Annotated in this window: 11 protein-coding genes; 3 read left to right on the top strand and 8 right to left on the bottom strand. The window is 40.0% G+C overall.

Translation table 11 applies throughout. The features are described from left to right. Positions 1-17: 17 nt before the first annotated feature. The 7 genes from AAV96_RS17655 to AAV96_RS17625 all read right to left on the bottom strand — a co-directional run bounded on the left by AAV96_RS17655 (position 18) and on the right by AAV96_RS17625 (position 9,247). Positions 18-1,367, bottom strand: a complete 1,350-nt coding sequence (locus AAV96_RS17655) for a hypothetical protein (protein ID WP_227505860.1) — start codon at positions 1,365-1,367, stop codon at positions 18-20. Between the two features lie 132 nt (positions 1,368-1,499). Continuing rightward, the gene (locus AAV96_RS17650) at positions 1,500-1,853 is read right to left on the bottom strand and encodes a DMT family transporter (protein ID WP_046740260.1); all 354 of its coding nucleotides are present in this window, start codon (positions 1,851-1,853) and stop codon (positions 1,500-1,502) included. A gap of 81 nt (positions 1,854-1,934) precedes the next feature. Beyond that, positions 1,935-2,420, bottom strand: a complete 486-nt coding sequence (locus AAV96_RS17645; RefSeq protein ID WP_004664714.1) for a DUF934 domain-containing protein — start codon at positions 2,418-2,420, stop codon at positions 1,935-1,937. Further along, the gene (locus AAV96_RS17640; RefSeq protein ID WP_046740259.1) at positions 2,413-4,056 is read right to left on the bottom strand and encodes a nitrite/sulfite reductase; all 1,644 of its coding nucleotides are present in this window, start codon (positions 4,054-4,056) and stop codon (positions 2,413-2,415) included. The genes AAV96_RS17645 and AAV96_RS17640 overlap by 8 nt, the downstream gene beginning before the upstream one ends. Before the next feature lie 221 nt (positions 4,057-4,277). Continuing rightward, entirely contained in the window at positions 4,278-6,674 is a 2,397-nt protein-coding gene (locus AAV96_RS17635; RefSeq protein ID WP_046740258.1) for a glucose/quinate/shikimate family membrane-bound PQQ-dependent dehydrogenase, read from the bottom strand. Positions 6,675-6,761: 87 nt separating this feature from the next. Further along, positions 6,762-7,982, bottom strand: a complete 1,221-nt coding sequence (locus AAV96_RS17630) for a carbohydrate porin (RefSeq protein WP_171249185.1) — start codon at positions 7,980-7,982, stop codon at positions 6,762-6,764. Positions 7,983-8,128: 146 nt separating this feature from the next. Beyond that, positions 8,129-9,247, bottom strand: coding sequence for a CaiB/BaiF CoA transferase family protein (locus AAV96_RS17625; RefSeq protein WP_046740256.1), 1,119 nt, complete (start codon positions 9,245-9,247; stop codon positions 8,129-8,131). Between the two features lie 213 nt (positions 9,248-9,460). On the opposite strand from AAV96_RS17625, the gene AAV96_RS17620 reads away from it, so the two are divergent. Further along, positions 9,461-10,474: an AraC family transcriptional regulator gene (locus tag AAV96_RS17620; protein ID WP_004664725.1), complete on the top strand. Its 1,014-nt coding sequence runs from the start codon at positions 9,461-9,463 to the stop codon at positions 10,472-10,474. Between the two features lie 80 nt (positions 10,475-10,554). Here the strand turns inward: AAV96_RS17620 and AAV96_RS17615 are convergent, their stop codons facing one another. After that, entirely contained in the window at positions 10,555-11,652 is a 1,098-nt protein-coding gene (locus tag AAV96_RS17615; protein ID WP_046740255.1) for an agmatine deiminase family protein, read from the bottom strand. Between the two features lie 220 nt (positions 11,653-11,872). Between AAV96_RS17615 and AAV96_RS17610 the strand changes: the two genes are divergently transcribed. Beyond that, a complete protein-coding gene (locus tag AAV96_RS17610; RefSeq protein WP_004908831.1) occupies positions 11,873-13,078 on the top strand; it encodes an acetyl-CoA C-acetyltransferase in 1,206 nt (401 codons plus the stop codon). Between the two features lie 10 nt (positions 13,079-13,088). After that, positions 13,089-15,224 carry a 3-hydroxyacyl-CoA dehydrogenase NAD-binding domain-containing protein gene (locus AAV96_RS17605; RefSeq protein ID WP_046740254.1) on the top strand — a complete coding sequence of 712 codons (2,136 nt, stop codon included), beginning with the start codon at positions 13,089-13,091 and terminating at the stop codon, positions 15,222-15,224. Positions 15,225-15,243 lie beyond the last annotated feature (19 nt).

Below are 15,243 nucleotides of genomic sequence, written 5' to 3'. Positions count from 1 at the left end.
TCAGCCATATTATTCACTTAAAGATTTCCGAGTATTTTCTTGACACCAACATCTTCAAAAATTTCAGAATATTGCTTCATAAAAACTGGTAATTGCTGTTTCATTTGGTCTTTCTGAATCACTGTCCATCGCGGCGGATGGATTTCATAACTTAGAAACTGTAGACGGCATCGTAAATGATAATAAAAATCCTGCCGATCTTTTTCAGTCTGTATATATTCTTGTTGAGTAACAAACCAATATAGCTGATCCCATAAACTATAGCCTTGTGTTAAGTCGAGTCTCTGCAGTAATGACAGATTATCTTTAACTAAAGATAAGTACTGTTTGAGTTCGTCCAAAGTTGGTTGAGTATCACTATATACTTTTGCTTTAATAAAGTTGTGTGGTAATAACTTCTGTTGGGTTAATGCAAAATAATCTAAATACTGGTGAAATTGAATAAACTTTTGCTTTAACGCAAACAAAACCAAAGCATTCGCAATCGTTTTAATTTCAATTTTTTCAATGATCTCAAAAAACTGTGCTTGCTCCCCTTTAAATAAAACCCATTGATATGCTCGAATTTTCACCTGCTGTGGACTGAGCAACTCGATCGGATACTGATTAAAATAATTTTTAAAATTAAAATTCTGCTGTCTTAATGCAAAATAAGCATAATCCATCACGGATAAAAAACGACTATGCCATAATTCAATAATATCATCAGTATTTAAAATTTTTCTTTGATATAAAACATCAAATAAATAATATTGCACATCTCTAAATTGACTATTTTTTAACTCAAATAATAATTTTTGGTCTGATTCATTTTGAGTAATATGATCTAACCAAAATTTACGCACGATTTGATCTTTCGCAATTTTAGATAATTCAAGTAATTGTTCCTGCTTAATCCATTGATATTTTACAATATAATTCAATAGTATACGAGGTAATTGACCTTGTTCAAAAATAACAGTGCGCTGCAAATAATCTGTATTTTCCGCGACGGTATTCAATAATAAATTTTCAATTTCAGGGACAGTGCGTACACGTTGTTGTACTGCGGCAATCTGTAAAAAATGCGCTATACACAATTGAGCAAATTCAGGACGCTGACTCCAACGTTGGATATGCTGTGCTGCCAACTCTCGATTGATTTCCACATAATCACTTAAACGAAATAATAAGGCAGGAAACAGTTCTTGTTCGTAGCAATCCTTTAAATGTTCTAATGTTCGTTGTCGCGCATAACCATCATAATATCTCAATGACTGTAGTAACTCATCCAAACTCTTTTTAATAAATGGAATATCTACGATTTCTGGTTCAGGCTGAGGAATATTCGATATATGTATTTGTTCAAGTACTTGGCGTTCTGCCAATATTTCGGCTGTATTTATATATAGCTCAGATGAAAAAAATATCTTTTTTAAAAATTTAAACATGTTCTTTCTAAATAAATGCTTTAATTTTTTATAACAAATTTAAAAATAGCTGTCACTTTATATTCCTTCTTAAACATCGATATTGGAATACTGCGCAATAATCATCAGCCCAACCGTAATAAATCCAATCCCAACCCACCCTGCTACATCAATATGCTGTCCTAAAAAAACTTTTGCTAAAGCGGCTGTCGCAATAACACCTAGCCCAGACCAAAGCACATATAAAATCCCAGCCTGCATATACTTCAATGCGATCGCAGCACAAGTAAAAGAAACAAGATACAGAACCAAAGCGATTCCTTGGTCAAACTTATTGACTAAACCATTTGCTTTGGCAGAATAAAAAGTTGAGAGCACATCAGTTGCGATGGCGAAAAGCAACCAAATCACCCCAGGATTTATTTTTGCAATAAATGTCAGCATTGTTATTCTTCAATCTATAAATTTTAAATAATACGCAATAAAAAAGCTGAACCTGAGTTCAGCTTTTTTACTTAAATGAGCTTAAGCACCTGTTTGGTAACTCGCTTGTGGCACAGCCGTTGATGCTTGATAAGGATTGGTGAAATCTTGAAGTCCAGCAGCGGCTTCATGAATATCTTTACCTTCTTTAACCACAAAGCTATCAAAGCCAGAACGTTTTAAATAGTTTAAAACATCTTTAAAGATATCACCGACAGCACGTAACTCGCCTTGGTAACCTTGACGACGTAATAATGCTGCAAATGAATAACCACGTCCATCATTGAAACCAGCGAACTCAATGAAGATCGCATCTAATTCATTTAATGGAAATTGATGAGTTTCAGGTGAATCATTAACAGTAATGTATAACGCTTTTTTAGCTTGTACATTTACCAATTGATCTAACTGAGCAGTTGTTACAACCACATCGCCTTGTGGAATTACGCCATCTTCAGCAATCACTTGATAAGTATTATCAGCAATCGTGCCATCTTTGAACAGCACTTGTAGCGATGTATTAAGCATAAGCACGCTCCTTAAATGGTTGGATGCCAACACGGCGATACGTATCAATAAAACGCTCACCTTCAGTACGTAGATCAAGGTAAGTATTTAGGATTTCTTCAATGACATCAGGTACTGCATCAGCAGCAAAAGATGGTCCTAAGATATCACCGATAGATGCATCATGATTAGCGTTACCACCTAGCGTGATTTGATAAAATTCTGCACCTTTTTTATCTACACCAAGGATACCAATGTTACCCACATGGTGATGACCACAAGCATTCATACAGCCTGAGATATTTAAATCAAGTTCACCAAGATTATAGATCGTATCTAAATCATCAAAACGACGGCTAATCGCTTCTGAAATTGGAATTGATTTCGCATTTGCCAATGAACAGAAATCACCGCCCGGACAGCAAATAATATCGGTAATAAAACCAATATGCGCACGTGCCATATTGTTCTGTTCTAAGATCTGCCACAATTCAAATAAATCTTTTTGTGGTACATCCACAAGTGAAATATTTTGTTCATGTGTGGTACGGAACTCACCAAAAGTGTACTTATCTGCTAAATCTGCAATTAAGTTCATTTCTTCAGTGGTGACATCACCAGGAGCAACCCCTGCACGTTTCAAAGAAATCGTCACAATACGATAGCCTTTGACTTTATGTGCATTGGTATTCACGTTAAACCATTGTTTGAATTTAGGATATTCAGCAAACAATGCTGTGAAATCTTGATCTTCTAAATCTTGATAATCAAACGGAGTGAATTCCTCATCTAATTTTTTCAAGATCTCAGGCTGAATCTTCAATGCTTCACGTGTGTGTTCAAATTCGGCTTCAACTTTTTCGGCAAATACCTGTGGTGTTAATGCTTTCACCAAAATCTTAATACGTGCTTTGTATTTGTTATCACGACGGCCATGCAAGTTATACACACGTAAGGTCGCTTCTAAATAAGCAATCAAATCTTCACGTGGTAAGAATTCACGGATTATACTACCAATAATTGGAGTACGACCTAGACCACCACCCGCCATGATTTTATAACCGATTTCGCCTGCTTCATTGCGAACGATATAAACACCAATATCATGGAAAGCTGTTGCAGCACGATCTGTTTCTTCTAAAGCAGAAACTGCAATCTTGAACTTACGTGGCAAGAACGCAAATTCAGGATGGAAAGTACTCCACTGACGAATCAATTCACACGTCGGACGTGGGTCTGCAATCTCACCAGCAACCACACCTGCAAACTGATCAGTCGTGGTATTACGAATACAGTTACCTGAGGTTTGTACTGCATGCATTTGTACTGTTGCTAGCTCAGCAAGAATATCAGGTACATTTTCTAAAGCAGGCCAGTTCAACTGAATATTTTGACGAGTTGAAACGTGGGCATAACCACGATCATATTCAGTCGCAATTTCAGCAATTTTTCTGAGTTGTTTAGTATTCATCAAGCCATACGGCACAGCGATACGGAGCATAGGTGCATAACGTTGCACGTACAGACCATTTTGCAAACGTAATGGACGATATTCGTCTTCGGTCAATTTTCCTGCTAAATAGCGTTCTGTTTGATCACGAAACTGAGCAACACGTTGGTTAATCAGTTGTTGATCGAAATCCGTATATAAATACATGGCGTATGGCTAGTCATTCATTATAAAGGCGACTAGCATAGCGAGCTTTTATTCATCAACAAAATGCTTTTTTTGCATATTTAATAACGATTTTATTGATAAGCCTATCTAATTACCACAAAAAGAAAAAGTCCAGATAAATCTGGACTTTTAATCTCCCCTAACCTCTCTTTATAAAAGAGGGGGACTCCTCCCTTTCATAAAGGGAGGTTGGGAGGGATTTAAGGCAATGCATAAGCCACGAGATAATCCCCCATTTTAGTTCCAAATGAGCCATGTCCGCCGGCCATAATCACCACATATTGTTTGCCATTGGCTTCATATGTCATTGGTGTAGCTTGCCCACCTGCAGGTAAACGCGCTTCCCATAACTTGTCGCCATTCGATACATTAAAGGCACGTAGATAATTATCCTGTGTTGCACCGACAAACATCACATTCCCTGCAGTCGAAATCGAACCACCTAAACCCGGTACTCCAATTTTAACTGGCGGTAATTGGAACAATTGCGGCAAGCTGTCACGAATGGTACCAATACGTTTTTTCCAGACCACATCATGTGTTTTTAAGTCAACGCCAGCAACGTAGCCCCAACCCGGTTGCTTACATGGTAAGCCGAATGGTGAAAGAAACGGACTAATCTCTACCCCATATGGCGTGCCATACATTGGCTGCATCCCTTGTTCAGTTCCTGCGCCTTTTGCAGTTTGAGGACGATTAGGATCAGCTGGAACCAATCGACTGACAAATGGTAAGCCAATCGGATTTGTCACCGCAACTTGGCGATCAGCATTTACAGACATCCCTCCCCACTCAAACACGCCCAAATTACCTGGAAAAACTAAAGTTCCATTTTCTGAAGGCGGTGTATAGATACCATCGTAGTTCAAACGTTTGAATTTTACTCGGCAGATTAACTGGTCAAACATAGTAGCGCCCCACATGTCTTTATCAGTTAATTTATCTTTTGGTGCTAAGTTAAAATCAGAAAATGGTTGTGTTGCTGAATAATGTTCGCCTTTAGTTTGTGGTCCCCACTTCACAGTTTGTGGTACTGGTTTTTCAGTGACTGGAACTACGGGTTGCCCAGTGCGACGGTCTAAAACAAAAGCATTCCCCGTTTTAGTTAACACATAAATTGCAGGAACCGTTTGACCTGATTTAACTTGGATATCTGCTAAAGATGGCTGTGATGGTACATCCATATCCCATAAGTCATGATGTGTGGTTTGAAAATGCCAGACTAACTTACCCGTTGTCGCATTGATCGCCAACATCGAGTTGGCATAACGCTCTTTTAACTCAGTTCGATCACCGCCCCAGATATCTGGTGTACCTACACCTGTTGGCACATAGACAATATCCAATTTTGCATCATAGGCAAGAGGCGCCCATGCATTTGGTGAGTTATTTACAAATGTGGTTTCTTGACCTGGCATTGCATTTGGATCGGCTGCGCCCGTATCAAATACCCATAACAATTTCCCTGTATTCACATCATAACCACGGATGACACCAGAGGGTTCTTTATTAGAATAATTATCCGTTACTGAACCTGCAATGACCACAGTCGTACCAGAAACTACACCAGGTGAAGTTGGGTTATAGCCACCTGGATACGCATACGGCATGAACTCTTGTAAGTTCACCTCACCATTTTGACCAAAGTCAGAACATGCTTTACCCGTATCAGCATTAACAGCGACTAAACGGCCATCATTGACAGGAACAAACACTTTACGTGGACATTCACTAGAGTCTGATTTTTTGCTTTGTAGACTGCTTGCAAATTCACTGGTATTAGCGGCATCGTAGTACATCACTCCACGACAGGTTAAGTGCTGAAAGGTTTTATCAGTTTTGAGTTTAGGATCAAAACGCCATTTTTCTTTACCTGTTGCAGGGTCAATCGCAATCAAATGCTGATGGGGTGTACACATAAACATATTGTTGCCAATTTTAATTGGAGTAACCTGATTTGTGGTTTCACCCGAATCATTCCCTGTCTTGAAGTCACCTGTACGAAATGTCCAAGCAACTTTAATATCTTTGACATTTTTATCATTAATCTGGGTCAGTGGAGAATAGCGTTCACCACCTTGAGTACGACCATAGGCAGGCCAATCTTCTGGTGCAACACCAGTAACAGCTTTGGCTTGTGCAGGTTGCGGCGTTTGAATTACACCGTTAATTTCTTGGGGATCATTAAAAATTGAATACACCATCACCACAATCGCAATAGCTAGTGTCGATGACAAAGCAACTTTGCTCGATGTCAGATTATAGATACCACGTGTAACTGCAGGAATCAGCAATGACAATCCCAAAATACCAAGAATATCGAGACGAGGTGCGAGCGCCCAGAAGTCTGTACCAACTTCCCAAACACCCCAAATCACACTGCCTAACATCAATGCGGCATAAACCCATAAAGGTCCTGATGCACGTTTATGCAGTTGCACCGCCACAACGAGCAGAAGAACACCTGCAACTACATAATAAATTGACCCTCCGATGACCGCGAGCCAAATACCACCAATAAGCAAGTACAAAGCAGTAATTATAAAAATAATTACCGTTAATGTCCTAAGCCCTGATTTTGAAGAAGATTGAGTCATACGATCACCTTACCTCTTTTATATTTTTAGAATCATTGAGAAGATGATCAATCTCCCCAACAGTCGGATACATAACAAAACTGAAACTTAGAAAATCGTTTGGAATTTAATACCGCCAACCCAAGTCTTATCACCATCTTTCAATGCACCAACTTGATGTACATATTGAATATTAGGTCGAATAGTCAACCAATTGGTTGCATGAATGCCGTAATACAATTCCGTATTGTATTCTTCATCTAATAAAGGATTATTTTCATCATTGGCATGAATACGTGCTAAACCTAAAGCGAGTTCATCTTGTGGTCGTTTTTGTAATAATCCTTTATAAATCAAACCAATATTTTGCATATCTTTGATCTGGTTATTTTTTGAATCATGCATTGTGATATTTATAAAACCACTCAACCCTCGATCTGAGTCCATATCTTGACGAATAAGTTGTTGCTTCGCTGTAAACCACCCACCTTGTTTATGTGAGCTTTTTGTAGGATTACTTATCTCAACTGCATCGGCTGTACTGTAGTAATATCCAAAGCGATATTCACCAGAAAGGGATTGCTGACTTAGTCTTGGTGACCAAACAACTTCTAATGGAATGATTGCACCACGTGAGCCATCTGTACTTAAATTAAAGCCCTTACCACGTTTAAGATTCTCTGGGTTATATTCATATACCCCGATTTGAGCATATAAGTCTGGCTGTAAATTATATTTAACACGTAATGCCCACTGACTCACAGGCCAGTTATACCATTGATCCCCGACCCAATTACCCACTTGAGAACCACATAAAGCTAGATTTTGAAAATCACAGGCGAAGCTATTGAAATCTTCACCTTCTCCAAAACGCCCCACTTTAATATCTAAGGCTTGATCTAAAAATTTCTTTTTGATCCATAGATCGGTTAAACGCCAAGTTTGACCACGTCCCCAAACTTCTTGCACAGAACTTTGGTGACCTTGTAAGCCTTCAGCAGTTTGAGATAAGGACTGACCATCACGATAAGTTACCGTAATCTGCGCCTCAGTATCTTGCCAACCTAAAATTTTATTTAAGTCGAAATGAGTACCCAAAGCCAATTGTCCAGTAAATTCACTGCCATGACTTGAATGTTGTTTTGAGTCTAAAATACCTGCAAACTCACCGGTGTAATCTGCAGAAAAATTGTATCCTTGCTGTTCTAACGCAGAGCGTTGACCGTTCCAATTACCAAGCAGCCATTGACCATTCGGATCAAAAACAGAAGCTGCCTGAGTCTGTTGAATAAATAAACTTAATGATAGAACGGATAAACAAGAAACAATCCGTGAATGAGAGATTGTCATGTTTGTGTAACCTTTTATATTCTTATTTATAAAAGGTTACTCTGATTCTTCTGATAACAATTTATTTAAAATGTTAAAGATCTGTACAACATCTTAACAATACAGTGATGAATCCCACATATTGTCTACCACTTTCCCTCACCTAAACCTTGACCAATAAAGGCATATTTAATTTGTGAACGAGAGAATTTAATTGGACATGCCAATTGTGCTTCTGTTTGCTCAGAATTCTCTGACAATGGTACATCCACAACCCAGCCACGTTGTTCAGCAATCGGTGAAACTAATGCTTCATCAAGACTGAGAACAGGTTCGACACAAATATCTAAGTGGTGAAAAAGCTGTTGCCATTCAGCAAAATCTTGACTCTTAAACTTTTCCTGTAATGCTTGTTTCACAGCTTGGCGGTCTTCAGAGTCAAATGAAGCACCTTTTGCCATTAAGATTGGCAATTCCAAAGCCGCTGATAAACCTGCCATAAATTGTGGTTCTAAACTTCCAACAGAGAAATAACGCCCATCTTTGGTTTCATAATAATCATAAAAACTCGCACCATTTAACATCCCTTGTTCTGGTGCTTGTGGCGTCTGACCTGCCAAGCTCGCTGAAGCAGCCATGCTATTTAAACTCGCAACACAATCCGTCATGGAAATATCGATATATTGACCAAGACCACTGCGGTGACGTTCAACCACAGCGGCAAGAATACCAATCACTGCATGCAGAGAACCACCTGCCACATCAGCAATTTGGATTCCAAGCGGTGGAGGTCCACTATCTTGACGACCACTATGACCTGAAACACCTGCTAATGCGAGATAGTTAATATCATGCCCAGCACGATCTTTATAACTTCCTGTTTGACCATACCCCGTAATCGAGCAATAAATTAAACGCGGATTAATCTCAGCTAAAGTTTCATAGTCCAAACCTAAACGGCGCATCACATCGGGACGGAACTGTTCCAAGACAATATCAAATTCAGAAATTTTAGTTTTGATCAGTTCAATATTGCTTGGATCTTTTAAATCAAGTGCAATCGACTGTTTATTTCGATTCAGATAACTGTGTGCAGTGGCTTGCCCATTGGCATAGGGTGGCATAATCCTTACTAAGTCTGGACGAGTTGGAGATTCCACATGGATCACTTCTGCACCCATATCCGCAAGATACATACTTGCAAATGGACCAGGCAACAAAGTAGAAAAATCTAGAACTTTCAATCCTTTTAAAGCAGATGGCATGATAATTTTTACTCGATTTGTTCAAATTTTCTTTTATACTAGGTTTGGATAAACACAAAAACAATGTCATGTTCAGCCATTTACCTTGATAGTTTCGGCAATTTAACATGTACAGAATGAGCAATTATTTTTCTTGTCAATTGCCCAATTTGATATTTTAGACGGTTATTTAGGTCAATTATCGTGAACAGTAAAGAAACTGAAGGATTCAATATGAGCCGTGATACGATCAGCATCCACTTCGTGAATGCGGCTTTAACAGGTGTTAAACGCCTAGGCATGGACGTTGAAACATTACTTTCACATGTCGGAATTGAGGCAGAACTACTGCGTCAACCCAAAGCTCGAATCTCCCCTGAGCAATATACTCGTTTTGTCAAAATGTTATGGATGGTCACCCAAGACGAACACGTTGGTTTTGATGTACAGCCTCGTCGTTTAGGTACATTTGCCATTATGTGCCAATTGATCATACATTCGAAAACACTTGGACAAGCACTCGAACTTTCCTCACAATTTTACAAATTATTCGGTGATGAATGGTCTGTAAGTTTAGAGCGCGATAAACACGAAGCTCGTTTAGTGCCTCACATTCCTAAAGCGCTTGACCCTGATCATTTCATTACTGAAAGTATGCTGATGATTTGGCATGGACTTGCATCATGGTTAATCGAACGTCGACTACCTTTGGAACGTGTTCATTTTGGCTATGAACGCCCTAACCACGCCGATGAATATGATGCGCTATTTTTTGCGCCTGTGATGCAATTCGATGCACCACGTACAGAAATCACTTTTGCTGCTGATTATCTAGATTTACCAATACGCCAAGATGACAAAACCTTAGAAGAGTTTTTGAAAGCAGCACCTGCACAATTACTGGTGAAATTTAAGAATACCAACTCATTAACTTCACGTATCCGAGATGTATTGAAGAGCCAAATTGGTGAAGAAATGCCAACTTTGAATGATGTTGCATCAATGTTGTATTTATCACCTCAAACATTGCGTCGTCGTTTGGCTGCGGAAGGTAAAAGCTATCAAGGTGTCAAAGATGCCTTACGTCGTGATGCTGCAATCCATTTATTATTAACACCAAATCTTACCCTTGAAGACGTAGCTCAACAGGTCGGCTTTAGCGAAACTAGCACCTTCCACCGTGCCTTTAAGAAATGGACAGGTGTTACTCCTGGTTTATATCGTCAATTGCACGGACATCATTCATAGATCATATTTCCAAGTTAGTCTGACCATGCTCAGGCTATCTTGGAAATTTCAATCACTCAATTTAATCTAAACATCTATTATTAGCGATCTCGTGCTGCTTGAATAAGTTTCACAGCATTGTCCCCCTTCACCTGCCAAGTGAGGCAACGTACACTACCACCCATTGGACAAACACTCTCAGCATTGATTGGAATGACTTTCTTCGAAGTATTTTGCTTGATGATCGTTAATGCCTTTTGATCATGTGCCATATTAAAGGTTGGCACATAAATATTGTTATGCGTGACTGTGGCATTGAGATTCACGCCACATGCCGATTCAAAGCCTTGCCACTCACCTTTTGGATTGGTTTTATATTCAACAGGAACTTCGACAATTTTCGCAGTTGGAAATGAAGCTTTCAACTCATCCATTACGGTTGTTCTAAATGATGGTGTTTTTGAATAGTCATTCACAAGCAAGGTATTTTGATCTACCCAACTGACCATGCCATCTGAATGTGCCAACACTTCTTCATCAGGCTCTAAGATAGCAACCTCTTTCGCCCCCAATGTATTTTTTAATTTCTGTTTGGCTTCACTATAACTCAGCTCATTATCTTGCATAAAACGTGTGGTGGTAATCACTCGACCCGCATAGTCATCAACAAAGTTCCCCCCATCAAGCATCAAATCAGTTTTGGCTCTTTGAATTTGATAACGATCAGCAAACTGACTAAAACTTTTTTGTACTTCTTTACTTTGCTTTTGGGTCATAGATGCCCAAGTGTAGGTAAATTGCACGGGCTGCATTGGATTAACGGTAGTAAAATCACGCATCCAGATATCACGCACATCATCCACCAGTAAAATGTCTTCTGGCACTTTGCCAGTGAAATACGGCTTGGTGTCTTTATCAACCAAAATCACCACATTATCATTGCCCAAAATGGACTTGGCGTAATCGATCTGGAAATCGACAATCCGTTGAAAAGCAGATTTGTAATAAGGATCATGCACAGAAGGTGCAGATAATACTAACAACATTTTGTCATCAGCAACTTGATTAGAATAGGTTTGACTAATCTTGTTTTTATCCTCCTTTGCTGTGCTGTTTTCAACATCCCGTCCAGATGAATCACATCCCAAAAGTGACCAGATCAATGCCGCCACTGCATAGTAAGGCTTTAGTTTTATCATGTATGCTCGCCCATTATTCTATCCATCATTTTGCTTTAGTCTAATCCAAGGCACGGTAAGACATATACAACGACACTAAAATTAACGATTGAATTAACGAGTTTTTCCCATTGGCGAAAAACATCAAACTTGCCAATGTTTATCATCATTGCACTGGCACTTAAATTGAGTACACTCGAAGCACAATGATTTTTAATTTAAGGCAATACAAGGAACAGCTATGAGCGAGGCCTATATTATTGATGCCATTCGCACACCACGCGGAAAAGGAAAAAAAGACGGCTCATTACATGAAGTAAAACCAATTACTTTACTGACAACATTATTGAATGAATTACAACAACGCCATCAACTCGACACCTCTAAAGTCGATGATATCGTTCTCGGTTGTGTGACACCAATTGGTGATCAAGGTGGGGATATTGCCAAGACTGCTGCGATTGCCGCAGGTTGGAATGATGATGTTGCAGGTGTCCAAATCAACCGCTTCTGTGCTTCTGGTTTAGAAGCAGTAAACTTGGCAGCACAAAAAGTTCGTTCAGGTTGGGAAGATGTTGTGGTTGCGGGTGGCGTAGAATCTATGTCACGTATCCCGATGGGTTCAGATGGTGGACCATGGGCACTTGATCCTGAAACCAATTTGAAATCATCTTTTGTACCACAAGGTGTAGGTGCAGACTTGATTGCAACTTTAGATGGTTATAGCCGTGCAGATGTAGATGCTTTTGCAGTTGGTTCACAACAAAAGGCCGCTGCTGCTCAAGCAAATGGTTATTTCGATAAATCCGTGGTGCCTGTGAAAGATCATGCAGGTGTAACAATCTTAGAAAAAGATGAATTTATCAAAGGAAATACCACTGTTGAAGGTTTAGCAAAACTGAATGCTAGCTTTGAAATGATGGGTCAAATGGGCTTCGATGCTGTTGCTTTACAGAAGTATCCTGAAGCGCAAAAAATTAACCATGTTCATCATGCAGGTAACTCATCAGGTATCGTTGATGGTGCTGCGGTGGTGTTATTGGCTTCTGAGAAAGCAGTTAAAGAGCAAGGCTTAAAACCTCGTGCCAAGGTGCTTGCAACTGCATTAGTCGGTACAGATCCAACCATTATGTTGACTGGTCCTGCTCCTGCTGCACGTAAAGCATTAGAAAAAGCGGGCTTAAGCATCGACGATATTGATTTATTTGAAGTGAATGAAGCTTTTGCAGCTGTAGTGATGCGTTTTATTACAGAACTGAAAGTTCCTGCTGAGAAAGTCAACGTCAACGGTGGTGCGATTGCGATGGGACATCCATTGGGTGCAACTGGTGCCATGATTCTAGGAACTTTGCTAGATGAATTAGAGCGTCAAGGTAAAAAACGCGGTCTAGCAACATTATGTGTCGGTGGTGGTATGGGTATCGCTACCATTATCGAGTTGGTGTAAGGAGAGCAACATGAGCGCTATTAAATACGAAAAAAACGCTGACAATATTGTAATTCTTACACTGGACTCATCGGGTCAATCTGCAAATACCATGAATGCAGAGTTCCGTGATGCTTTAGATGAAGTCAGTCAAAAACTTAAAGCTGAAACTGATCTGAAAGGTATTATTTTCCGTTCAGCTAAGAAAACCTTCTTTGCTGGTGGTGACTTAGATGAGCTGATTCAGGTACAACCTGAACATGCCACTGAATTTTTCAAGATGATTGAAAAACTCAAAGGTGACTTACGTACAATCGAAACTTTAGGTGTACCTGTTGTTGCCGCATTAAATGGTACAGCGCTTGGCGGTGGCTGGGAAATCGCTTTAGGTTGTCATTATCGTATTGCCATCAATGATCCAAAAACTAAATTTGGTTTACCAGAAGTAACTTTAGGTCTACTTCCTGGTGGCGGTGGTATCGTGCGTATGGTGCGTCTGCTCGGCTTACAAAATGCATTCCCGTTCCTCATGGAAGGTAAGCAATTTGGTGTCGATAAAGCAAAATCTCTCGGCTTGGTACATGACACGGCTGAGAATGAACAAGAGCTGTTAGAAAAAGCAATTGCTTGGGTCAAAGCTAATCCAAAATCACAGCAACCATTTGATGTGAAAGGCTACAAAATCCCGGGTGGCAGTCCAAGCACTCCTGCGGTTGCACAAGTGCTTGCGATTGCTCCTGCAATGCTACGTGACAAAACAAAAGGTTGCTACCCTGCCCCTGAAGCAATCATGGCGGCTGCGGTTGAAGGTGCTCAAGTTGATGTAGATACCGCGCTTCGTATTGAATCACGTTACTTTACACAACTGACTGTCGGTCAAGTTTCGAAGAACATGATCGGTACATTCTGGCATGGTCTAAATGCAATTAAATCAGGTGCGAGTCGTCCTGCTGAAGTTGCTAAATGGCAAGCGAAGAAAGTCGGTGTTTTAGGTGCAGGCATGATGGGTGCAGGGATTGCCTACTCAACCGCAATCAAAGGCATTGCTGTCGTACTCAAAGACGTATCTGTAGAAAATGCTGAGAAAGGCAAAGCTTACTCGCAAAAGCTACTTGATAAACGTGTTTCACAGGGTCGTATGACAGCTGAAAAACGTGATCAAGTGTTAGCACTGATTACTGCAACCGCTGATGCAGCTGATTTACAAGGCTGTGATTTAATTATTGAAGCCGTATTTGAAAATCAAGAACTCAAAGCCAAGGTGACCCAAGAAGCTGAACAGTATTTAGCTGAAGGTGGAATCTTTGCATCGAACACGTCTACCTTACCGATCACAGGTCTAGCAACAGCAAGTAAAGATGCTAAAAACTTTATTGGCTTACATTTCTTTAGCCCAGTCGACAAAATGCAATTGGTAGAAATCATCAAAGGTAAAGAAACTTCAGCTGAAACATTAGCTAAAGCCTATGACTTTGTACAACAAATTGCGAAAACGCCAATCGTGGTGAATGACAGCCGTGGTTTCTTCACCAGCCGTGTGTTTGGTACGTTCATTCAAGAAGGTATGCGTCTTCTTGCTGAGGGCGTGCATCCAGCGAAAATCGAAATGGCAGCACTCAAGGCCGGTATGCCTGTGGGGCCTCTTGCGATTCAGGATGAGGTTTCTTTGACTCTCACTGAGCATGTTGCAAGCGAAACGCGCAAAGCTCTACAAGCCGAAGGTAAGGAATTAGCAAAAACACCTGTAGATGAAGTGGTTTACACCATGATTCACGAGCTGAATCGTAAAGGTAAAGCAGCGGGTGCAGGCTTCTATGAATATCCAGAAAATGGCAAAAAACATTTGTGGGATGGGCTCAGCCGTTGGACAAAAGCCAATGATATTTCTGAACAAGATATGATTGATCGTTTCTTGTTTGTTCAAGCACTCGATACTTTACGCTGCTATGAGGAAGGCGTTCTGGAATCAGTCATTGATGCCAATGTCGGCTCGATTTTCGGAATCGGTTTCGCACCGTGGACAGGTGGAGCGATTCAGTTCCTCAATCAAAACGGCGTTAAGCAATCTCTACAGCGTTCAGAAGAATTAGCTGCTAAATACGGGGAACGCTTTATAGCACCCGCATTACTTAGAAAACATGCTGAATCAGGTGAAGTATTTAAATAGTATGACGCTTCTAAACTAA

Source organism: Acinetobacter sp. AG1 (genome assembly GCF_001005525.1).
GTDB lineage: Bacteria > Pseudomonadota > Gammaproteobacteria > Pseudomonadales > Moraxellaceae > Acinetobacter > Acinetobacter modestus.
This window is presented reverse-complemented; position numbering and strand designations above follow the sequence as displayed.